20 protein-coding genes and 1 other annotated feature are annotated in these 21,756 nt (G+C 66.8%); of the genes, 10 read left to right on the top strand and 10 right to left on the bottom strand.

The features are described 5' to 3' along the window. Window positions 1-373 precede the first annotated feature (373 nt). Window positions 374-1,702 carry an IS110 family RNA-guided transposase gene (locus BLU62_RS29390; protein ID WP_159441570.1) on the bottom strand — a complete coding sequence of 443 codons (1,329 nt, stop codon included), beginning with the start codon at window positions 1,700-1,702 and terminating at the stop codon, window positions 374-376. A gap of 239 nt (window positions 1,703-1,941) precedes the next feature. Here BLU62_RS29390 and BLU62_RS29395 point away from each other — a divergent pair, with 239 nt between their 5' ends. Next, complete coding sequence (locus BLU62_RS29395) at window positions 1,942-2,799, top strand: LLM class F420-dependent oxidoreductase (protein ID WP_074854011.1); 858 nt, start codon at window positions 1,942-1,944, stop codon at window positions 2,797-2,799. A gap of 539 nt (window positions 2,800-3,338) precedes the next feature. On the opposite strand, the gene BLU62_RS29400 is transcribed toward BLU62_RS29395, so the two are convergent. After that, window positions 3,339-3,971, bottom strand: a complete 633-nt coding sequence (locus BLU62_RS29400) for a TetR/AcrR family transcriptional regulator (protein ID WP_074854012.1) — start codon at window positions 3,969-3,971, stop codon at window positions 3,339-3,341. A 185-nt stretch (window positions 3,972-4,156) separates the two neighbouring features. Here BLU62_RS29400 and BLU62_RS29405 point away from each other — a divergent pair, with 185 nt between their 5' ends. The 3 genes from BLU62_RS29405 to BLU62_RS29415 are packed head-to-tail and all read left to right on the top strand — an operon-like array spanning window position 4,157 to window position 7,244. Then, window positions 4,157-5,542, top strand: coding sequence for a flavin-containing monooxygenase (locus tag BLU62_RS29405; RefSeq protein ID WP_074854013.1), 1,386 nt, complete (start codon window positions 4,157-4,159; stop codon window positions 5,540-5,542). Continuing rightward, the gene (locus tag BLU62_RS29410; RefSeq protein WP_074854014.1) at window positions 5,539-6,480 is read left to right on the top strand and encodes an alpha/beta hydrolase; all 942 of its coding nucleotides are present in this window, start codon (window positions 5,539-5,541) and stop codon (window positions 6,478-6,480) included. Before BLU62_RS29405 ends, BLU62_RS29410 begins: the two co-directional genes overlap by 4 nt. Beyond that, the gene (locus BLU62_RS29415) at window positions 6,477-7,244 is read left to right on the top strand and encodes an SDR family NAD(P)-dependent oxidoreductase (protein ID WP_084811967.1); all 768 of its coding nucleotides are present in this window, start codon (window positions 6,477-6,479) and stop codon (window positions 7,242-7,244) included. Before BLU62_RS29410 ends, BLU62_RS29415 begins: the two co-directional genes overlap by 4 nt. Window positions 7,245-7,278: 34 nt before the next feature. On the opposite strand, the gene BLU62_RS29420 is transcribed toward BLU62_RS29415, so the two are convergent. The 4 genes from BLU62_RS29420 to BLU62_RS29440 form a co-directional block, all read right to left on the bottom strand. Next, window positions 7,279-7,872 carry an HNH endonuclease signature motif containing protein gene (locus tag BLU62_RS29420; RefSeq protein ID WP_244278434.1) on the bottom strand — a complete coding sequence of 198 codons (594 nt, stop codon included), beginning with the start codon at window positions 7,870-7,872 and terminating at the stop codon, window positions 7,279-7,281. Window positions 7,873-8,187: 315 nt separating this feature from the next. Next, window positions 8,188-9,488, bottom strand: a protein-coding gene (locus BLU62_RS29425) for an IS3 family transposase (protein WP_099047828.1) whose coding sequence is annotated in 2 segments (ribosomal slippage) — window positions 8,188-9,215 and window positions 9,215-9,488 — 1,302 coding nt in all. Because the reading frame shifts where the segments join, the coding sequence is not laid out codon by codon here. Further along, window positions 9,085-9,216: a sequence feature (AL1L pseudoknot), on the bottom strand. Its footprint overlaps the gene before it by 132 nt. A gap of 18 nt (window positions 9,489-9,506) precedes the next feature. Further along, window positions 9,507-10,277 (bottom strand): DUF222 domain-containing protein, encoded by a 771-nt coding sequence (locus BLU62_RS31995; protein ID WP_425284625.1) that lies wholly within the window; start codon window positions 10,275-10,277, stop codon window positions 9,507-9,509. Window positions 10,278-10,509: 232 nt separating this feature from the next. Next, complete coding sequence (locus tag BLU62_RS29440; RefSeq protein WP_074854015.1) at window positions 10,510-11,208, bottom strand: class I SAM-dependent methyltransferase; 699 nt, start codon at window positions 11,206-11,208, stop codon at window positions 10,510-10,512. Between the two features lie 49 nt (window positions 11,209-11,257). Here BLU62_RS29440 and BLU62_RS29445 point away from each other — a divergent pair, with 49 nt between their 5' ends. The 4 genes from BLU62_RS29445 to BLU62_RS29460 all read left to right on the top strand — a co-directional run bounded on the left by BLU62_RS29445 (window position 11,258) and on the right by BLU62_RS29460 (window position 15,344). Next, window positions 11,258-12,232, top strand: coding sequence for an NADPH:quinone oxidoreductase family protein (locus BLU62_RS29445; protein ID WP_074854016.1), 975 nt, complete (start codon window positions 11,258-11,260; stop codon window positions 12,230-12,232). Between the two features lie 57 nt (window positions 12,233-12,289). After that, complete coding sequence (locus BLU62_RS29450) at window positions 12,290-12,559, top strand: DUF2277 domain-containing protein (protein ID WP_006358618.1); 270 nt, start codon at window positions 12,290-12,292, stop codon at window positions 12,557-12,559. Window positions 12,560-12,860: 301 nt separating this feature from the next. Further along, window positions 12,861-14,594, top strand: coding sequence for an ABC transporter substrate-binding protein/permease (locus tag BLU62_RS29455; protein ID WP_244278452.1), 1,734 nt, complete (start codon window positions 12,861-12,863; stop codon window positions 14,592-14,594). 3 nt (window positions 14,595-14,597) lie between these two features. After that, the gene (locus tag BLU62_RS29460; protein WP_074854017.1) at window positions 14,598-15,344 is read left to right on the top strand and encodes an amino acid ABC transporter ATP-binding protein; all 747 of its coding nucleotides are present in this window, start codon (window positions 14,598-14,600) and stop codon (window positions 15,342-15,344) included. Between the two features lie 4 nt (window positions 15,345-15,348). On the opposite strand, the gene BLU62_RS29465 is transcribed toward BLU62_RS29460, so the two are convergent. The 4 genes from BLU62_RS29465 to BLU62_RS29480 all read right to left on the bottom strand — a co-directional run bounded on the left by BLU62_RS29465 (window position 15,349) and on the right by BLU62_RS29480 (window position 19,096). Beyond that, on the bottom strand, window positions 15,349-16,152 hold the full coding sequence (locus tag BLU62_RS29465; RefSeq protein ID WP_074854018.1) for a FadR/GntR family transcriptional regulator: 804 nt from the start codon (window positions 16,150-16,152) through the stop codon (window positions 15,349-15,351). A 304-nt stretch (window positions 16,153-16,456) separates the two neighbouring features. Next, a complete protein-coding gene (locus tag BLU62_RS29470; protein WP_074854019.1) occupies window positions 16,457-17,383 on the bottom strand; it encodes an amidohydrolase family protein in 927 nt (308 codons plus the stop codon). Between the two features lie 46 nt (window positions 17,384-17,429). Continuing rightward, window positions 17,430-18,449: an alcohol dehydrogenase catalytic domain-containing protein gene (locus BLU62_RS29475; RefSeq protein ID WP_074854020.1), complete on the bottom strand. Its 1,020-nt coding sequence runs from the start codon at window positions 18,447-18,449 to the stop codon at window positions 17,430-17,432. Window positions 18,450-18,454: 5 nt separating this feature from the next. Further along, entirely contained in the window at window positions 18,455-19,096 is a 642-nt protein-coding gene (locus BLU62_RS29480) for a PaaI family thioesterase (protein ID WP_074854021.1), read from the bottom strand. 194 nt (window positions 19,097-19,290) lie between these two features. On the opposite strand from BLU62_RS29480, the gene BLU62_RS29485 reads away from it, so the two are divergent. Together BLU62_RS29485 and BLU62_RS29490 are read left to right on the top strand one after the other, a co-directional pair. Further along, the gene (locus tag BLU62_RS29485; protein WP_074854327.1) at window positions 19,291-20,088 is read left to right on the top strand and encodes a lysophospholipid acyltransferase family protein; all 798 of its coding nucleotides are present in this window, start codon (window positions 19,291-19,293) and stop codon (window positions 20,086-20,088) included. A gap of 18 nt (window positions 20,089-20,106) precedes the next feature. Next, window positions 20,107-21,756, top strand: coding sequence for an AMP-binding protein (locus tag BLU62_RS29490; RefSeq protein ID WP_074854022.1), 1,650 nt, complete (start codon window positions 20,107-20,109; stop codon window positions 21,754-21,756).

The raw sequence follows: 21,756 nt of genomic DNA on the forward strand, positions 1-21,756 counted from the left end.
GGAGCGCAAGCGCCCGGGTCGCTCCCTGAGGTGCGAGGAGCGCAAGCGTCCCCGTCGCTCCCTGAGGTGCGAGGAGCGCAAGCGTCCCCGTCGCTCCCTGAGCAGCCTATGAGGGTTGTGTCAATTGGGTCCTGTGGTGGGTGTGGGCGTGGGGGTGTGTCCCGTCGGCCTGGGTGGCTGCGGGTGTGTGGCGGGGTTGAGGTTTGATCGGCCGGGGTCGATGCCGGGCGTGTGCTCTACCTAGCGGGCAAACGGGTTGGTACCCAACAGCCTTCATTCGAGCTTGGTTCACGCCGGGCGGGGACTGCTCAGGCTCAGGGTCGGGTTTGTTCCCAAGGTGCGGCGAGCTTGTCCCGGTCGCAAGGGGTGAGGGTCAGGCGGCGGTCCTTTCTGCGGGTCGGGTACGGCCGGCGGCGATGTCGGGGTTCCACGGGGTGGCGGTGGTGATGACGACGAACAGTTGGCGGAGCAGTGCTGCGGCGATGGCTACCCGGGCTTGGTTGGGTTTGAGTGTGCTGGTTTCTCGGTTGGTCAGGTGTCGGTAGCGGGTGGCGTAGACCTCGTTGTGGGTGAGTGCGGCGAACGCCGCTCGCCAGGCCGCGACTCGTAACAGTGGTCGGCCGCGGCCGCTGATGGTGGTGGTGCCGCGGTAGGCGCCGGAGGAGTTTTCCCGGGGGCACAGGCCGGCGTGTTTGACTACCGCGCGTGCGGAATCGAAGCGGGCGAGGTTGCCTGTTTCGGCGAGGATCGCCGCGACCGACACTTTGGAGACGCCGGGGATGGAACCGGCCAACTCGTCCAGGCCGAGGTCGGTGAGGACGGCGAGCATGTGGGTTTCGGCGGTGTCGCATTGTGTGGCGGCGTGCTGGTAGTCGCCGAGGGCGTAGTGGGCCCGTTCCAGCGCCCCGGCCTCGATCGGTTGGTTACCAATGTCGAAGGCGGTGTCGATGATCGCGGTCAGGATGCGGTTGTTGATCCGGCGGGCACCCCAGTGGGGCAGTTCGGTGCGTACCCGTTCACGCAACTGGGTGGCGGCGTGGTCGCGGTCTCCCAGCGAGGTCACCGCGGTCGGGTCGCAGCCGCTCACGGCCATCGTGGCCAGCCAGGTCGCCGAGTCCAGCGGCCGGCGGGCGCAGTCGAGGGCGTGCGGCCAGGCACTGTCGAGCATGTCGCGGACTTGTTGGCGTGCTGCGCCTCGGCGGGTGAGTTGTTGAGCGCGGCGCACGCCGAGGTGACGGAGCCGGGTCCACTGTTCCTCGGCCGGCTCGGGCAGATAGATGTGGAGTTGAGTGGTCAATCGCGCGATCAGCAGAGCATCTTTGTCATCGGATTTGTCGTGGGTGAAGTCTTCGGTCTCACGAGCCCGCGCGACGGCGATCGGTTGGACACACACCACCGCCACGCCGACCGCAGCAGCAAGGTCGCGCACCGTTTTCCAGCGATGCCCGGTCGGCTCACACGCGAGGACAATGCCGGCGAACCCGGCAGCGGTGGCATGGGTGCGGCTCCACTCGATCGCGGTGGCCAACTGCCGTGGCGCACAGTGAAAGGTTCTGCGTGCCACGATGCGGGAGTCGTGATCGGTGACAGCCACGACTTGTTTGTTCGCGGCCAGATCGATCGCGACGACCGCGTAGTCGCGCCGCACGATGCCACGGAATCGACTGATCCGATCGTTACGACGCTTGTCTCCTCGACTCAAACGACTAGCCTGAGACATTGACATCCTCCTTTTGTGGTTGGGATAACCAAGCCCTTACGACCACAACAGGAGGATGTCCCAGTTACCAGCCCTTCCAGCTATTACTAGGTGCGAGGAGCGCAAGCGACGAGCCTCGAAGGGCAAACCCCTGGTCTCTGTGGCGCCCATCACCTAGACTGGTGTCCAGTCAACCGTCCGGTTCTGTCGAGGCGGTACGCAACGGCGCCCGGGGAGGCCTCATGGATTTCGGAATCGTGCAGTTCACCAGCGATCGCGGCCTCAAGCCGCACATCCTGGCGCCGCTGATCGAGAATGCCGGCTTCGCGTCGTACTACGTTCCCGAGCACGGGCACATCCCCACCCGTCGCGACGCCGCGCACCCGCAGACCGGTGACGAGACCCTGCCCGACGACCGGTACATGCGCACCCTCGACCCGTGGACGTCGCTCTCCGCCGCGGCCGCCGTCACCGAACGCATCCGCTTGGCGACCGCTGTGGCGCTGCCGGTGCAGTCCGACCCGATCACGCTGGCCAAGACCATCGCCACCCTCGATCACATCTCCGACGGTCGGGTGACTCTCGGCGTCGGCTTCGGGTGGAACCTGGACGAGCTCTCCGATCACAACGTGCCGCCGAAGCGGCGTCGGACCATGCTGCGCGAATACCTCGAGGCGATGCGGGCCCTGTGGACGCAGGAAGAGGCCGAGTACAGCGGCGAGTTCGTGAACTTCGGACCGAGCTGGGCCTGGCCCAAGTCGACGCAGGCGCACATCCCCGTGCAGGTCGGTGCGGCCGGCAACGAGAAGAACTTCAAGTGGATCGCCCGCAGCGCCGACGGCTGGATCACCACGCCGGGCGAAGAGGACATCGAGGGCTCCGTCGCACTGCTCAAGCAGATCTGGTCCGACGCCGGTCGCGAAGGTCAGCCCGACATCGTCGTCCTCGACTTCAAGCCGGTCGCGGAGAAGCTGGAGAAGTGGCGCGAGCTCGGTGTCACCACCGTGCTGTACGGCCTTCCCGACGACTCCGTGGAACGTGCCACCGGGTACCTCGCCAAGCTGTCCGGGAAGCTGGGTCTCGTCCCGGCGGCAGTTTAGCTGTTTCGACCCGCCAGGTCGGGTACGGGGTAGCGCGGAAGTTCGCTGGTGCGGAGTCGGGGTCGGGTCAACAGCGTGCGCCGGCCCGGCATGAGTGTTCCGCGGAACACTCGTCACACGTTGAGCTGCGGAATCGTCGGTGGCGCCGCGTTCCTCGAAGGCCTGATCACCGAACCATTCGGCAGGTGGCTGCGGCCTGACGTCCGGCACATCCACCCTTTTTCGGCGAACCCACCACCTTCGGGGGTGGTGGGTTTGCCGAAAAAGGGTGGGGCTGTGGCTATTTGGCTGTCAGCTCGATGATCGGGAGCTGCCGGTCGGTCTTTGTCGGTAGCCACCGAACCGTGGATCGGCGCCGATCTGTTTCCACGCGGACTCGCCGACGGCGGCCCCAACGTCCCGGGGTCAGTAGATCTAGAGGCCCCTGCTGGTTGAGTGAGTAGGCGAGGAGCCTGCGACGAGTCGTATCGAAACCAGTCGCCGTACAGTTCGGTGGTGCGGGTTTCGATACGGTCCTCGGTCCGCCGTCTCGGACCTATTCAACCAGCGGTTGATGTGCCGGTTTCGATTCCGCTGGCGGGGTCGGTGCGCAGGCCGGGCATCACGAACCGGTCGAGGTGGCGCCGGACCTGCGTGGCGTCGTCGATGTCGATGGTCTCGCCCGGTGACGTGCCGAGGCTGATCAGCACGCGCGCAACCCATTCCGCGGCCTCGTGGAGGTCGTGTCCGGGATGGATCTCGCCGCGTCGGGCGGCTGCCTCGACGTAGGGGTACCAGAAACCGGCGAGGTCGGGGACGAGCTTCACGACGCCGACGCCGGCGCATTCGGCGAACTCCGTCGGCTCCTCGGTGCGCAGCCGCATCAGGAGGGTTCCGGGGTCGTCGTAGGCGCCGCGCCCGATCCGCACGCCGGCGGTGAGCTGGCCGGCGAGGTCGTCGAGGTCGTCGAGCGCCGCCCGGGCGTCTCGCCAGAACGATTCGGTGAGCCGGACGATGGTCGCCCCGACCATGGACGGTTTGTCCGGATAGTGCCGGTAGAGCCATGCGCGCGACACCCCTGCCGACTCGGCGACCTGCTGCATCGTGGTCGCGCGAATGCCCTTCTCGGCCAGCAGTTTCTCGGTGGCGTCGAGCAACCGGTCGTGGACCGACGGGGTGGTTGTCTCGGTCACGGGTTCTCCTGCGTCGCTCGTCGTCTGGGGTGCCTGTCTGTCATGCGTGCTCCGGCGAAGACTAACAAGACCGTAGACAGTTCGCGGAATCTGTGTACACGGCCCCGGCCATCGTGTAGACACTAACCAGATTGTGTCTACACGCGATGTTTGATCATCACTGAGGTTTGTCCAGAGGGGGCAGCGTGCGTTTACCGACCACCGCGATCATCGGCGCCGGGATCAGCGGTCTGACCGCAGGCAAGATGCTCACCGACTACGGCGTCCCGTACACCTGCTTCGAGAGCTCCGACCGCATCGGCGGCAACTGGGCGTTCGGCAATCCGAACGGTCACAGCAGCGCGTACCGGTCGCTGCACATCGACACCTCGAAACACCAGTTGTCGTTCCGGGACTTCCCGATGCCCGACGACTACCCCGACTTTCCCCATCACACGCAGATCAAGGCGTACCTCGACGCCTACGCGGAGGCCTTCGATCTCACCTCGTCGATCGAGTTCACCAACGGCGTGGAGCATGCACGACGACTCGACGGCGGTGGCTGGGAGCTGGAGACCCAGCACGGCGAACAACGCCGCTTCGATCTCCTCGTCGTCGCCAACGGTCATCACTGGGATCCGCGTTTCCCGAACTTCCCGGGCGAGTTCGACGGTATCGAGATGCATGCGCACCACTACATCGATCCGCGCACGCCACATGACTTCTCGGGTAAGCGCATTCTCGTCGTCGGTCTGGGGAACAGTGCGGCCGACATCGCCGTCGAGTTGTCGTCGAAGGCTCTCGACAACAAGCTGACGCTGTCGACGCGTTCCGGTGCCTGGATCGTGCCGAAGTACTTCGGCGGGAAGCCCGCGGACAAGTACTACAAGACCTCACCCCACATCCCGATGTCGTGGCAGCGGAAGTTCGTCCAGATCATGCAGCCGGTCACGGCCGGCCGTCCCGAGGACTACGGTCTGCCGACGCCGAATCACAAGTTCTTCGAGGCACATCCGACGCAGTCGGTGGAACTGCCGTTGCGACTCGGCTCCGGCGATGTCATCGCGAAACCGAACGTCAGCCGACTCGACGGTTCGACGGTCCACTTCGACGACGGCAGCTCCGACGACTTCGACATCATCATCTACGCAACGGGATACAACATCACCTTCCCGTTCTTCGATCCCGACTTCATCAGCGCGCCGGACAACCGCATCGACCTGTACAAGCGGATGTTCTACCCGGGCATCGACGATCTCGTGTTCGCCGGCTTCGCACAGGCGGTCCCGACGTTGTTCCCGTTCGTCGAATGCCAGGCCCGCCTGATCGGTGCGTACGCCACCGGTCATTACCGGCCGCCATCGATCGCGGAGATGCGGGACACGATCGCTGCGGACACGCAGTTCTTCACCGGTCACATGGTGCAGAGCGCGCGGCACACGCAGCAGCTCGACCACTACCTCTACGAACACAACATGCGTACCAAGGAGATTCCCGACGGCCGGCGCCGTGCGCAGGCGCAGGGGCCGATGACCTGGCCGGGCGTGGCAGAGACAGTCCCGGCCGCAACCACCTCGGAGGCCACCGCATGACCACACCGTCCGGAGCGCAGACCGTCCGTTTCCCGTCGGCGGGCACCGAATGCGACGCCTGGTTCTTCGCCGGTTCGTCGAGCTCGCCTTTCGAGATCGACGGCAAACGCCCCGTCGTCGTGATGGCGCACGGATTCGCGGGCACCAAGGATTCGGGTCTCGCACCGTTCGCGCAGCGATTCTCGGAGGCGGGTCTCGCGGTCTTCGCCTTCGACTACCGCGGTTTCGGACTCTCTGGTGGGCAACCGCGACAGCAGATCTCGCTGGAGCGCCAGGCCGACGACTACCGGGCGGCGATCGTGGCCGCCAAGCAGCAACCCGGCGTCGATCCGGATCGGGTGATCCTCTGGGGCGTTTCGCAATCGGGCGGCCACGCGCTGACGGTCGCGGGCGGCCGTACCGACATCGCGGCGGTGATCTCGGTGATCCCACTCGTCAACGGGCTGGCGGCCGGTCGCGTCGCCTACAACCAGGTCGGGGGTGCGGCCATCGCGCGTTCCACCGCGTCGGCGGTGGCGAGTGCGGTGTCGTCGAAGCTGGGGCGCGGCCCGAAGATGATGCGGGTCGTCGGCAAGCCCGGGGACCGTGATGCGGCACTGACCGCTCCCGGGTTCCTGGAGAGCTACCTGGCGATCGCCGGACCATCGTGGCGCAACGAGGTCGATGCGTCGGTGGGTCTGGAGATCGGCGGGTTCCGGGCAGACAAACATGTCCACGAGCTCGACGCCCCGGTGCTCGTCCAGATCGCCGACTACGACTCGGCCGCACCTCCTCACGCCGCGGCGAAGGCGGCGTTCAAGGCACGCGCCGAGGTGCGGCACTACCCGTGCGATCACTTCGACGTCTTCGAGGGCAACGATTGGTTCGAACCGTGTGTGGGCCATGCGATCTCGTTCCTCAACCGCAAGCTCGCCGCCGAGGCGGTGAGCGCTCGGTGAAGCGCGCGATCGTCATCGGCGGGGCGTCGGGAATCGGGCTCGCGACGGTCGACGCGCTGTCGGCCGAAGGAGTGGAGGTCGTCGTCGCCGATGTCGACGTCGACCGTGCCGAGAAGGTCGCGGCCGAGCGGGGTGACACGGTCCGCGCATTGCGGGTCGATGTCACCGACGAGGAGTCGGTGATCGCGGCGTTCGACGCGGTGGGGGAATTCGACACCGTGGTGAACTGTGCCGGACTGTCCGATCCGGGCGCCCTGACCGAACTCGAGTTGAGCGCCTGGCGTCACACCGTCGACGTCTGCCTCACCGGTACGTTCCTGGTGATCAAACACGCCGGCCGTCGGATCGCCGACGGTGGTTCGATCACTTGCATCGCATCACTCAACGGGCGGCAACCGGGCGCCGGGATGGGTTCGTACTGCGCGTCGAAGGCGGGTGTGCTGATGCTCGTCGAGGTCGCCGCGATGGAGTTGGCGGAGCGCAGGATTCGGGTCAATGCGGTGTCGCCGGGCCTGGTCGAGACCCCGCTGACCGAGGGCATCGGATTCGTTCCGGGTCTCACCGACGAGTACATCGAGAACACCCCGCTCGGACGCAGCGGCGAACCCGCCGAGATCGCCGATACCATCGTCTTTCTCGCTTCCGACAAGGCGCGGTGGATCACCGGCGCGGCCTTCGACGTGAACGGTGGCGCCCACCTCAAGCGATATCCCGACGTCCTCGGAAAAGCGCGGGCGATGCTGGACGCTGCGCTCCCTGATTAGCGAGCTCAGCCTCCACCCACCCATGTGCTCCGCTTCAGAAGGGAGGTGGGTTGGCTGTGTCCCATTCGTCGAGTTGTCGACGGTGAGTTGTGGTGCGGGCGGTGCGCTCGTCGGCGAGGCGTTGCCGGGCGGGGTGATCGGGTGGTTGTGTTCTCAGCGAGTTGAACAGGTCTCGTCCGGTGAACGGGTTGCCCAGGTAGGTGTGTCCGGTGGGGGCTTCGAACCACACGGCGAGGTAGTCGTCCTGGTGGTCGCGCCAGTTTCCGAAGGTTTTGATGCGGTGGTGGAACCGGCACAACGGTTTGAGGTTGCGCTCGCTGGTCTTTCCGCCGCGGTCGGGGTTGCGGTGGTCGTACGGGTGGGTGTGGTCGAGGTCGACGGCCCATACCGGTTGGTTGCAGCCGGGGAAGGTGCAGCACAGTTCCCCGGCCCGTACCAGGGATTGGAGTTTGCGGCTGGGGACGTACCGGGTCGCGGCTGCAGCGGCCTGGGCGTCGGCGTCGCTGGGTTCGTCGCGGATGCCGGTGGTGACGACGATGCGGTGGGCCTCGGCGAGCAGGCGGCGCATGGTGTCGGCGTCGACGAGTCCGTGGCCGTCGAGCATGCCGGGATCGTTGTCGAGACCCATCAGCGTGGTCAGATTGCCGATGATGTGAAAAGTCGGGCAGGGCGCACCGCAACCGGTACAGCTGCACGAGCATTCGGCATCCGGTTCGGGAGCGGCATCCGGTTCGGTGGCGGTGTCGGAGTCGATTGCGGCGGTGGCCGTTTCGGCCGGCGTGGGTGTGGGTTCGTTGTGATCGGTGGGCTCGTCGTCGGGTGTAGGGGTGTCGAGGTCGTGCTCGGCGGGTGCGGGTGTGCAGTCGGGGCACTGGCAGATCAGGGTTCGTGTGCCGTGGGCCAGGGCGAGGAGGGCATCGGCGCGGCGTTGAGCGATGGTGAATCACCCTAGGTTTTGTGCCGCCTCCAATGTGGGCTGGTCCTCGGGGCCGAGGCCAGCGTAGTGGAGCGTTTCGAACTCGGTCGGGGGAATCTGGCCAATACTCGAGTGCAACCTGCTGTTGTTGTACCAGTCGACCCAACCAGCGGTCGCGAACTCGACGTCGGAGATCGTCCGGTACGGGCCGGAGTGGAAGATCGTGGTCCGGATGCACTCGGTCTTGTACAAGCCGTTCACCGACTCGGCCAGCGCGTTGTCGTAGGCGTCCCCGACCGATCCGATCGACGCTGCGATGTCTTCGAGTCGCAGACGCTCAGTCAGTGTAACCGATGTGTACTGACTTCCGGCATCCGAATGATGAATAAGCTCAGCAGCTTTCACCGGATGCCCTTCCCGATTGCGCTGCCACAGTGCCATCCGAAGCGGGACTGTCACCAACTCCACCGACTTCGATGTCGAGGCATGCCATGCCACGATTCGACGGGAGAACACGTCGATGATGAACACCACATACACCCACCCAGCCCAGGTCCGGCAGTAGGTGAAATCGGTCACCCAAACCCGGTTCGGTTCGGCAGCACTGAACTGTCGGTTCAACAGATCCTCCGCGCGGACACCATCAGCGGATCTGACGGTCGTTCGGACTCCCTTCGACCGTCGAATTCCTTGGTGGCCTAACACTTTCATCGCTCGATCAACGGCGCCATAGGACACCCCAGGCAGAGTTGTGCGATGCAGATGGGCGCGCATCTTCACCCGCCCGTAGAGGCCCTCGGGAGTCATCTTCCGCCGGCCGTCGTCACCGGTGCGCCAGACGACAGTGCGCACCGCATCGACGACGTGGGCATCAGAGACCGTCCGTGCGGCAGGCGTGCGTGATCGCCATGCCCGGTAGGTTCGTGCGGCAATCTGGCAGCCCTGCCCACGCAGGACCCGGCAGATCGACTCGACCGCAAACCCGTTGGCGCGCATTTGATCTATGAACGCCACGATCATCGGTTGCGGGGGTCGAGTTCCCCCGCGAAGAAAGTTGTCGCTGCTTTCAGAATGGCAACGTCTTCTCGTAACTGCTTGTTCTCGGCCTTGAGGCGCTTGATCTCGGCGGACTCCTTCGTAGTGGTCCCGGAGCGGGCGCCGGCATCGATCTGGGCTTGTACGGCCCATCGACGTACCGTCTCCCCGCCGACACCGACCTGCTTGGCGATCGCTTCGGCCGCGGCAGTCAACGACGTGTACTCGCCGCCGTGGGTCTCCAGCAACCGCAAGGCCCTCGAACGGACCTCCGGGTCGATTTTCTTAGGCATGTGCTCATCCTTCCTGACTCAGAAGGAAGCGGTATCAAACCTGGGGTGATTCATGGTGCGTCCATCTCGGGGGTGGACGCTGTTGGCGATGGCGGTCAGTTGTGCGTTGAGTGCGGCGGCGTCGGTGTGGGGTAGGTGGCCGGCGAGGCGGGACTGGCCGGGTTGGAACCGGTCTGGTCGGATGGTGACTCCGCGGTCGCGGGTGGCGTGGTCGTTGCGTCGGCGGACCGCGTCGGGAGCATGTTTGTGCACGATCTGATCGACCAGTGCGGTGAATCGTGTGGTCGACATCGGTTCACGGGCCAGGATCGCTTCGGCCAGGTGTGCGTCGACGATTGGCATGGTGGCATCATCGACGAAGTCGGTGCGCTTGAGTGCGATGAGGAATCGGCCCAGGTCGATTCGTCCGCAGGCCAGTGCGGTGCCGGTCAGCGGGAGTCGGTAGCGCATCGCGTCGCCGGTGCGGATGAGGTCGCGCGCTTCGGCGGCGGTGACGTTCAGTGCGGCACCGAGTTCGGCGGTGGCCTGTTCGAATCCGTTGGGTCCGTATTCCGTATACGGGTCACCACCGGCCAAGGCGTCGGCCGTCGTATCGAGTAGGTCGTTGATCGAGTTCGCTCGGCCGGAGTGCAGTTCGCTGCGCCGGTGTAGGTAGTCCTCTTCGCGTTGTTCGTGGAGCAGGCTGGCCGCCATCAGGGTGCGGCAGGTGTTGGCCGCGTTCATCGATGCCGAGTAGGCGGCGGTGCTGACGAGTGCCTCGGCCGACAATCCGGCCAGCGGGCCGAACACGTCGACACCGGTGTCAGGGAATCCCCGACGGGGTCGATGGTGTCGAACTCGAAAGCCATGCCAACACCATACGATCGGGCACCGACAATTCCGTCCGACGCACAATCGCGCAGATCCTGGTGCTGGCAACGGCGTTCGGTAGTAGACGTTCCCGCTTATCGGTTTCCTTCCCGCCAATTGAGCACAATAAGCGGAAAGGAAACAGTCCAGCGGGAATACCTGGCCCGCCGAGTCAGACCTTCGGCGTCAGCGGTGCTCCCACCTCGCCGGAGTCGCGTCGGAGCACTCGCAACGAGCCCTCCACCCGGACCTCGGTGAACTGGCCGGTTTCCAGCGCCTGGCAATAGATCTCGTAGGGCGGCCGTCCGCCGTCGGCTGGATCGGGGAAGACGTCGTGGATCAGCAGGGCACCGCCGATGCGTACCCACGGAGCCCAGCCGTCGAGGTCGTTCTGGGCGGCTTCCATGCTGTGACCGCCGTCGATGAAGACGAAGTCGGCGGGCTTGCCCCAGACACGGGCGGCGACCGTCGACGGTGCGAGGAGTCCGACGACGGTCTTCTCGAGTCCGGCGTCGAACATGGTGCGGCGGAAACGTGCCGAGGTGTCGAGCGTGCCGGTGTGCGGGTCGACCAGCGATTCGTCGTGGTATTCCCAGCCGGGCTGGTGCTCCTCGGAGCCGCGATGGTGGTCGACGGTGACGAGGACGGCGTCGTTGGCCTCGGCCGCGGAACCGAGGAAGACCGTGGACTTACCGCAGTAGGTGCCGATCTCCACGCCGACCTTCGTCGAATCCGGTTGTGACAGATACTCTCCGGCGATCTCGAACAGCGTCTGCGCCTCGTCGAGCGGCATGAAGCCGGGTGCCTCGTCGGCGACTCGGCGGCGTTCGGGGGAGGGGGCGTTCGGCGACGGCGCTGTGGACTGTGACATGGCACAGATCCTATCGGGTGTGTGAGGGGCGCCGCGTAGGGTGAGCGATATGAAAGCTCAGGTACTCAGTGCAGAGACAGGCCCTTCCGGACTCGAATTGACCGAGGTTCCCGACCCCACGCCCGCCGACGGCCAGGTCGTCGTCGACGTCAAGTCGTGCGGGGTGTGTTTCCCGGACCTCCTGATGAGTCAGGGGAAGTACCAGCTCCGTGTGCCCACCCCGTTCACCCCGGGTACCGAGGTCGCGGGCGTGGTGCGGTCGGCTCCCGAGGGATCGTCGGTGAAGGTGGGGGACAAGGTCCTCGTCGCCTCGATCGTCGGCGGTTTCGCCGAGCAGGTGGCGGCGGCGCCGGAGCAGTTGCTGCCGCTGCCCGAGGGGCTCAGCTTCGAGCAGGGCTCGGCGATGGGCATCAACTACCAGACCGCGCTGTTCGCGCTGAAGACCCGCGCACATACCCAGCCGGGTGAGGTCGTCGGTGTGCTGGGTGCCGCCGGCGGCGTCGGTACCGCGTCGATCATGGTCGCCAAGGCCATGGGCGCGAAGGTTGTCGCCATCGTGCACCGCAAGGGTGCCGAGGAATTGCTGCGGAGCGCCGGTGCCGACGAGATCGTGCAGCTCGAAGAGGGCTGGGGCGACAAGCTCAAGGAGGTCGCACCCAAGGGTGTCGACGTCATGATCGATCCGTCCGGCGGTGAGGTCTTCGACGAGGCGCTGCGCCAGGTCGCGCCGGACGGACGCTACGTCGTCGTCGGCTTCGCCGCGGGTGGCATCCCGACGGTGAAGCTCAACCGCGTTCTCTTCCGCAACATCGCCGTCGTCGGCGCGGCTTGGGGCGAGTACGTGCGCACCCATCCCGAGCTGAACCTTCCGGCGAAGCTGCACGAGGAGCTCAGCCAGATGATCGCCGACGGCATGACCCCGCAGGTCAACGTCACCTATTCGCTGGATCAGCTGCCCGAGGCGTTGACCGATCTGGCCGAAGGGCGGATTCTGGGTAAGGCGGTCGTCAAGATCGGCGACTGAGGACATCGGCCCGGCCGGCGACGACCGCAGGAGACCCCACCTGCGAAGGGAACCGCCATGTGCCGCAACATCACCGAACTCCGCGGACTTGAACCGCCCGCCACGGCCGACGAGGTCGAGGCGGCCGCGCGGCAGTATGTCCGCAAGGTGAGCGGCGTGCGGCACCCGTCGCCGGCCAACGCCGAGGCCTTCGAGGCCGCGGTGGTCGCCGTCACCGCAGCGACCCGCACCCTGCTCGACGCCCTGCCCGAGCGTCGTCAACCGCCGAAGACGGTTCCCCCGCTCCGACGCCCCGAGGTCCAGGCGCGGATCGCTGCGCGGGGCTGAGACCAGATGTAGCGATTCGTATCGCCCAACGATACGAATCGCCACACCTGCGTACGCGGACTGGTCTCGCCAGCCCTCAGTGAGGCCGGCCGTACCGATCCGTGTCACCTGCCCCGGCGGCTCGGAGATATAACCCCAGTTCAGTGGGGTTACGCTCACCGGTGAGCAAAAATTTGGGACGTGACCGCGGGGTCGGGCTAGGGTCCGAGTGGTGTCCAACCACCGATCTCCTCGCGCTCATCGAGCCGCTCCGCGCGTGGTTCGAATCCTCGCGCTGGCGCTGACGGCCGCCATCGTCGGGATGCTGACCATCCTCGGCGGACCAGCGCCGGCGCACGCCGCCCCCGAAGACAGCTGCGCCCCGGCGGGGCTCGCGTCCGCATCGGCGGCGCCGGTCAACCTGGCTGCCGCGGAACAGGGCGGTGAGGACAAATACACCACCCCGAACACGACGCCGATCGACCAGATCGACATCGGTGCGCTCGAACTGCTGGCGCCGGGCAAGATCTCCGTCGGCACGCTGTCCGACGCCGGGCCCAGCATCTGTGTGAACAGCGCAGGCAACTTCACCGGCTTCGACAACGAACTCATGAAGGCCATCGCCGCGAAGCTGGGTCTGCAGATCGAGTTCAACGGCACCGAGTTCGCCGGTCTGCTCTCGCAGGTCGCGAACAACCGGTTCGACGTCGGGTCGTCGTCGATCACCACCACCGACGACCGTCGCAAGACCGTGGACTTCACCAATGGCTACGACTTCGGCTACTTCTCTCTCGTCGCCCCCACGAACGGTTCCATAAAGGGATTCGGGGACCTCTCCGATTCGACCCGCATCGCCGTCGTCCAGGGCACGGTCCAGGACGACTACGTCGTCAACACCCTCGGACTCGACCCGGTCAAGTTCCCCGATTACGCAACCGCTTACGCCAACCTCAAGAGCGGCCAGGTCGACGCGTGGGTCGCGCCGTCGCAACAGGCGGAAGGCGCCGTCCGCGAGGGCGACGGCACCGCGATCGTCGAGAACACCTTCAGCGTCAACAACTTCGTCGCGTGGGCGGTCGGCAAGAACAAGCCGAAGCTCGTCGAGGCCCTGAACTCCGGGCTCGACGCCATAATCGCCGACGGCACCTACGCCGAGCTCTACGTCGACTGGGTGCCGCGCGAACTGCCCGAGGGCTGGAAGCCGGGCAGCAAGGCAGCTCCCGAACCCGAACTCCCCGACATCGCCGCGATCGCCGCCGAGAACGCCGAGAACGCCGGCCCCACCGAGGCCACCAAGCCCAAGTCCACGCTCCAGCAGCTCGGCGACACCTTCTTCAACTGGGACCTGTACGAGAAGTCCTTCCCGGAACTGATCAAGACCGGCCTGGTCAACACGCTCATCCTGTCGGTGGTGTCCGGCGTGCTCGGCACCATCCTGGGCATGATCCTGGCGCTGTGCGGCATCTCCCGCTCCCGCTGGTTGCGGTGGCCCGCACGGGTGTACACCGACATCTTCCGCGGTCTGCCCGCGGTGGTCGTCATCCTGATCGTCGGCCTCGGCGTCGGGCCGGTGGTCAAGGGGATCACCGGCAACAACCCGTACTGGCTCGGCGCGGTCGCCCTGGCGCTCCTCGCGGCGGCCTACATCGGCGAGATCTTCCGATCGGGTATCCAGAGCGTCGACGAGGGCCAGCTCGAGGCGTCCCGCGCGATCGGGTTCAGCTATCGTCAGTCCATGCGGCTGGTCGTGGTGCCCCAGGGCGTGCGACGTGTGTTGCCGGCCTTGATGAACCAGTTCATCAGCCTCATCAAGGACAGCTCGCTGGTCTACTTCCTCGGACTGCTCGCCAGCCAGCGCGAACTGTTCGCCGTCGGCCGAGACCTCAACGCGCAGACCGGAAACCTGTCTCCGCTGGTCGCCGCGGGCATCATGTACCTCGTCCTGACCATCCCGCTGACGCACCTGGTCAACTACATCGACCGTCGCCTCCGTACCGGTAGGCCGGCCGATGTCCACGATGATCCGTTGCCCGTCACCGTCGTCGAGAAGGGATAGGCAATGCCTGCCACCACCACACGAAAAGCTGTGTCGCTGACCGGTACCGACCTGCACCTGTCCTTCGCCGAACATCACGTGCTGCGCGGCGTCGACATCCAGGTCGACGCCGGTACGACGACCACCGTCATCGGTCCGTCGGGATCGGGCAAGTCGACGCTGCTGCGGGTGCTCAACCGCCTGCACGAGCCCGACAAGGGTGACATCCTGCTCGACGGCCGGTCGGTCCTCAAGGACAACCCGGACGAGCTGCGCCGCCGAATCGGCATGGTGTTCCAGCACTTCAACCTGTTCCCGCACAAGACGGTCGTGGAGAACGTCGCCCTCGGGCCCCGGAAACTCAAGGGGCTCAGCAAGGACGAGGCCCGCGAGGTCGCGCTGAAGCGGCTGGAGATCGTCGGACTGACCCAGAAGGCCGACGTACGGCCGGCACGCCTGTCCGGCGGTCAGCAGCAGCGCGTCGCCATCGCGCGGGCCCTCGCGATGACACCCGAGGTGATGTTCTTCGACGAGGCGACCTCGGCCCTCGACCCCGAACTCGTCAAGGGTGTGCTGGCGCTCATGGCCGATCTCGCGTCCGAGGGGATGACGATGGTCGTCGTCACCCACGAGATGGGCTTCGCGCGCAACGTGAGTGACAACGTGCTGTTCATGGACCACGGTGCCGTGGTGGAAACCGGTGACCCCGAACAGGTCTTCGACGACGCGAAGTCGGATCGCCTGCGCACCTTCCTGTCTCAGGTGCTGTAGTAGCTCACATCCACTGGACGAGCTCGTCGGACCGTTCCGGGTGGCGCTCCCGGAACCGTTCGACGACCTCGCTGATGTGGTCGTGCATCAGCGTCTCGGCCTTTCGCGGGCGGCCGGCGATGATCGCTTTGGCGATGTCGGCGTGGTCGTGGCTCATCGCGTCGTCCTCGGCGACGGTGTCGCGACCCGCGTCGAGGACGTGCTCGACGACGATGTGGTCGATCGCCTGGGTGAGCAGTGTGAGTACCCGGTTCCCGGTGAGCTCGGCGATCACGCCGTGAAAATCGTTGAGATCACTGAAGATCTCGCTCGCCTCGTGTTCGTCGACGTCGTACTCCAGGAAGCGGGCGAAGGCGGCTTCCTTGAGCTTGCGGTCCTCGAGCCGGGCCACCTTGGCCGACAGCGGCGGCTCGAGGATCTTCCAGGTGTCGAAGACCTCGTCGTAGGTCGCGCCGGCGAGGTGGAAGTACAGCGTGGCGGTGCGCGCCAGGTACGAGGCGTTGAGTGCGTTCACGAAGGGCCCGCCACCCGGGCCGCGCTTGAGAGTGATCAGCCCCTGGACCTCGAGGATGCGCAGCGCCTCACGCAGGGTCTCGCGGCTGACCGAGTAGTTGGCGAGCATGTCGCTCTCCGCCGGGAGCCGATCCCCTCGGCGCAGACCGAGACTGACGATGTCGGAGACGATTGCAGCCGCCGTCGTCTCCGACGCCTTCGGTGCACGCGTGGACTCGGCCGACCTCACCGAAGTGTGCATCTCTCCGGGGTTGTAGATGATCGGGAGACCCGTGCGGGTCAGTTCGCGTGTCATCGTCGACCTTTTCTCGTTCAGTGGAGGCGGTCAGCGAACCGCGGGCTGGATTCGCCGACGGATTGCACACTACGTGGTGATCAGAGCCCGGCTTCGGGATTTCGTACGTGTGAACGAAACCTACGCTCGACGGGGCGGATCAGTACGGCGACGATCCACCGTCGACGTTGAGGGTGGTTTCGGTGATAGCGCCACTGTGCTCGCCCAGGAGGCTCAAGGCGGCGTGCGCGACCTCGTCCAGGGTCGCATGCCGGCCGGTCCTTCTCAGATCCTGTGGGTCGCGGGTCCCCCAGGTCCCGGATCGTCACTCCCGCGTTTGACCGAGGCCGAACAGGCGAGCACCGTTGCGGTAGAACACATTGCGCAGCCAGTCGTCGCCCATGTCGAGGCCGGTGATGACCTCGAGCGCATGCGTGTAGCCGTAGGGGATGTTGGGGAAGTCGCTGCCGAACAGCACCTTGTCCCCGGCGTCGGCGAGGCGGGCGCGCAGCTCGGCGGAGGACGGGGCGAGCTCCTCGGCGAAGTCGGTGAACGCCATCGTGGTGTCGAGGTGCACGTTCGGGTATTCCTGCGCGAGATCGAGGAACGGCTCGTACTCGGGCATGCCCATGTGCGCGATGATCAGCGGCAGCGACGGGAACCTGTGCAGCAGAGCACGAATGGGCTCCGGTCCGGTGTACCGGCCGGGGGCCGGACCCGACCCGCAGTGGATGATGACCGGCACCTGGGAGTCGGCGATCTGCGACCACACGCCGTCGAGCAGCGAGTCCATGGGGGAGTAGTCGCCGACCTGGATGTGGCTCTTGAAGACCCGTGTCCCGGCCTGGATCGCACGAGAGACGTAGGCGGTGGCCGATTCCTCCGGGTAGAAGGTCGCGGTGTGCAGGCAGTCCTCGTGATTGGCGGCGAAGTCGTTCGCCCAGCCGTTCAGCCACTCCGCCATGTCGGGCTTGTGCGGGTAGACGAGCGACGAGTAGGCGCGGATCCCGAATTCGCGCAGCGTCGACACGCGGACGTCCTCGTCGGCGCGATAGGTGATGGGCCACTCGCGTCCGACCAGCGGGCCCGCCGAGTCGAAGTACGCCCACACCTTGTCCATGACCGGACGCGGCATGAAGTGCGTGTGGACGTCGACGATGCCCGGCAGGTCGAGGTCCTGCCAGACCGCGCGGACGCGATCGGCCTCGTCGGAGCTGAACGGCACGGGAGCTTCCGGAACGGCTGTGTTCACCCGTACGACGGTACGCCCGGCGGAGGACGCGGGACACGTCGGCCGGTCACCCGACGGTGGGCGAGATGAGCACCTTCCGCTGGTCATTGGGTCCCGACAGCTCGGTGAACACCCGGTTCACGGCGTCGAGTCCGACGATCTCGCTGACCAGGGTCGACGAACCCACCGCGCCCCGGTCGAGCTCGGCGGCGGCGGTGCGGAACTCGGACTTCGTGTAGTAGGAGACGAAGTGCATCGACGTCTCCTTGACGATGCCGGCGACGGGCATGAAACGGTCGTCACCCAGGCACACGCCGGCGACGACGATGCGGCCGTGCGTGCGCACCGCATCGAGCGCCGCCGCGATCATCCCGGGCTTGCCGACGCATTCGATCACGACGTCGAATCCGTCCCGGATCTGCTCGGTCAGCGATTCCGGTGTGTGGGCCGCGGATGCGCCGACGTCGAGGGCCGCTGCTCGACGACCGGGCGACGGATCGGAGCAGACCACCTCGCCGGCGACGCCACGCGACAGCCAATGCAGCACAGCGGTTCCCGCCGGGCCTGCGCCCAGCACGAGGACACGGTCCGCGGGTTCGATCCCCGCTCGCTGCACGGCGTGCAGGCCGACCGCGAGCGGTTCGACCAGGGCGCCGTCCACCGGGTCGGCGCCGTCCACCCGCACACTCTCGGCGGCACCGACGACGACGAACTCGGCGAGCGCCCCGGGCAGCACGCCCAAGCCCAGCGTGCGTGCCGCCGGACATCGGGCGATGTCGCCGGTCAGGCAGGCACGACATCTGTGGCAGCCCCTCACGGGCATCGACGCGACGTGATCTCCGACGCGAAATCCGGGCGCCTCGTCGGAGCCGGAGCCGGAGCCGGGGTCGGCCGGGCCGATGGCCACGACCTCGCCGGCGAACTCGTGACCCATCACCGTGCCGGGAGGCAGGAAAGGCGCGGTGGACAGGTCGGAACCGCAGACGCCGTTCGCGGCCACCCGGAGCACGAGTTCGCCGGGCCCGGGCGTCGGATCGGGGACCTCGACGATCTCGAACCCGTCGGTGGCGGTGACCGCGGCGCGCATCCGCGTCAGCCTGCCGACCAGCGCACCGCGGGGCCGCCGACCGCGGAGCGCGGGACGATGAAGACGCCCTCGGCCTCGCAGGTCACGCCCTCGGCGTCGGAGATGGTGCCGCGGGCGATGCGTTTGCGGCCGGTCTCCTCGGTGACCCACGCCCGCGCGGTCAGCGTTCCCAGCGGCGTCGGTCGCAGGTAGCGGAGGGTGATGGTGCCGGTGTAGCAGGCGCCCTCGTAGCTGGCGGCGTTGCCGAGGAGATGGTCGAGGAGCATCGCGCACACCCCGCCGTGGACCTGCCCCGGCGGTCCTTCGTAGGCGGCGCCCAGGGTGAACTCGCTGCGCACCCCGTCGTCGACGTGTTCGACGTCGAGCGGTGGAGCCAGCGCGTTGCGGACCCCGATCACCGCGTTTCCCCACGCCATGCCGGTGTTCTCCCGGGTATGCCGGACGCCGTACGGCCCGTCCATCTGCTCCGAGCGCAGGTCGGCGACGATCGCGGCGATCCGCTGCCGGGCGTCGGCGAGTGCATCCTCGCCCACCTCGGTGCGGATCACGGCGTCGACGAGGTCGCGCACGGTGTCGGTCAGAGGTGTGTAGACGTCGCGTCGACGTGCGACTTCGTCTTCGGAAATGTCCTCGAGGATGAACTCCATGGGGTCTACCGATCAGTAGGTGTGGCATAGGTAACGAAGAGTGGAGGCCTGAATTAGAACGTGTTCTAATTCAAACACTAGAACGTGTTCTCGTTTCCGGTTTCGGGTGACATCGACCACCAGGTGATCCAACCCGTGGGTGCCACCGGCGGTGATCCCTCGAGCCGGGGACACAACCACAGGAGATGCTCCCGATGAGTGCCGATACCTTCGACCTCACCGCACGCGACGAGACCTGGGTCAAGCGGGTGCTGCCCGTCCTCAAGCTCGTGGCCAAGACGTACTTCCGCTCCGAGGTCCGGGGCATGGACAAGGTTCCCGACGGGGGCGCCCTGCTCGTCTCCAACCATTCCGGCGGGCTGATGGCCTTCGACGTCCCGGTGATCAGCGTCGCGTTCGCCGACGAGTTCGGACCCGACCGTCCGCTCTACACCCTCGCCCACGACCTCATCTTCACGGGCGCGGGCAAACAGATCTTCGGCAAGGTCGGCTTCCTCCCGGCGCACCCCAAGAACGCCGTCGCCGCTCTCCGGGCGGGTGCGGCGACCATCGTGTTCCCCGGCGGCGAATGGGAGGCGCTCCGTCCGACCAGCCAGTCCGCGACGATCGACTTCCACGGACGCACCGGCTACATCCGCACCGCCCTCGAGGCGGGCGTCCCGATCGTCCCCATCGTCACCATCGGCGGCCAGGAGACACAGCTCTTCCTGAACCGCGGCGACAGCCTCGCCAAGCTGCTCGGACTGCAGAAGCTGCTCCGGGTCGACAGCGCGCCGTTCGCCTTCGGCTTCCCGTTCGGGCTCACCGCCCACTTCCCGCCGAACGTGCCCCTGCCGTCGAAGCTGGTCACCCAGGTGCTCGACCCCATCGACATCACCGCCGAGTTCGGGACGGATCCCGACCACGCCGAGGTCGACCAGATGATCCGCAAACACATGCAGCACGCCCTCGACGGACTCGCCCGCGAGCGCCGGTTCCCCGTCCTCGGTTGACCACGAAGGAGATCGACGATGATCACGCAACTCCGCGATCGCGTCACGACCTACGCGTGGCTCGTTCGCACCCTCGTCCGCAGTGGCTTCCTCGGCACGCTGCGTCTCGATCGCTACATCCGGATGGGCCTCAACCTCCGTCGCCACGGCGGCGCGTCGCCGGTCAGCGGCATCGGTCTGGCGGCGGCTCGCGCCCCGCAGGGGCTGGCACTCGTCGACGAGGCCGGCGAGCTCACCTGGGGTGAGCTCGATGCGCGCTGCGACGCCCTGGCCGTCGGCCTGCGCGACCTCCCCGGCGCTCCGGTCGCCACCGTCGCCATCCTCTGCCGCAACCACCGCGGCCTGATCGAGGCGCTCGCCGCGTCGTCGCGGCTCGGGGCGGACGCCGTGTTGCTCAACACCGGCTTCGCCGGGCCGCAGCTCGCCGACGTCCTCGAGCGCGAGGGAGCCGACGTGCTGATCGCCGACGACGAGTTCGACGCGGTCATCGCGCCTGCCGCACAACGGCTTCCGGGACTGCGTCGCATCACCGCGTGGACCGAGACCGGGTCGGTCGCGGGGCACACGACGGACTCGCTCATCAACCCGAACCTCGGCCGTCGTCCCGCACGTCCCGGGCGTGCCGGGCGCATCGTGCTGCTGACCTCGGGCACCACCGGCACGCCGAAGGGCGCCCGTCGGGGTGGCAGTACCGACATCGCCTCGCTTGCCGCGATGCTCGACCGCATCCCCTGGCGTGCAGGCGAATCCACGGTCATCGCGGCCCCGGTCTTCCACGCCTGGGGATTCGGGCAGGTGGCCATCTCGGCGACGATGACGTGCACGATGATCATGCGTCGACGCTTCGACCCGGTGGCCACCCTCGACCTCGTCCGCGAGCACGACGCGACCGGACTCGCCGTCGTGCCGGTGATGCTCGAACGCATCGTCGACCTGCCCGACGAGGTGCTCGACGCCCATCCGATGCCGAGCCTGAGGTTCGCGACCGCGAGCGGTTCGCGCATGCGGACCGACGCACTGATCGCGTTCCTCGACCGCTTCGGCGACGTCGTCTACAACAGCTACAACGCCACCGAGGCCGGACTGATCAGCACGGCCACCCCGGAAGACCTGCGGGTCGCCCCGGACACCGCCGGCCGCCCGCTGACCGGTACCAGCGTCCGCATCCTCGACGACGACGACCGCGAACTCCCGGTCGGCGAGATCGGTCGCATCGTGGTCGCCAACAACTCCGGCTTCGACGGGTACACCACCGCCGACACCAAGGCGTTCAGCGCCGGGCACATGGTGTCCGGCGACGTCGGGCGCATCGACGAGAACGGCCGGCTGTTCGTGGTCGGACGCGACGACGAGATGATCGTGTCCGGCGGCGAGAACGTCTATCCGCTCGAGGTGGAGCAGGTCATCGGTGCCCTCGACGAGGTGCACGAGGTCGCGGTGATCGGCGTCGACGACGAGAAGTTCGGTCAGCGCCTGTCCGCCTACGTGGTGCGGGCCCCGCAGACACTCATCGGCGCCGACCAGATCCGGCAGTACGTCAAGGAACAGCTCGCCGGGTTCAAGGTGCCCCGCGACGTCCACTTCCTCGACGAACTGCCCCGTAACGCCACCGGCAAGATCCTCAAGCGCGACCTCGAGTCGGCCGGTCCGGAACGGAAGGTGAGCTGA

Origin of the sequence: Gordonia westfalica (assembly GCF_900105725.1) — a bacterium.
GTDB lineage: Bacteria > Actinomycetota > Actinomycetes > Mycobacteriales > Mycobacteriaceae > Gordonia > Gordonia westfalica.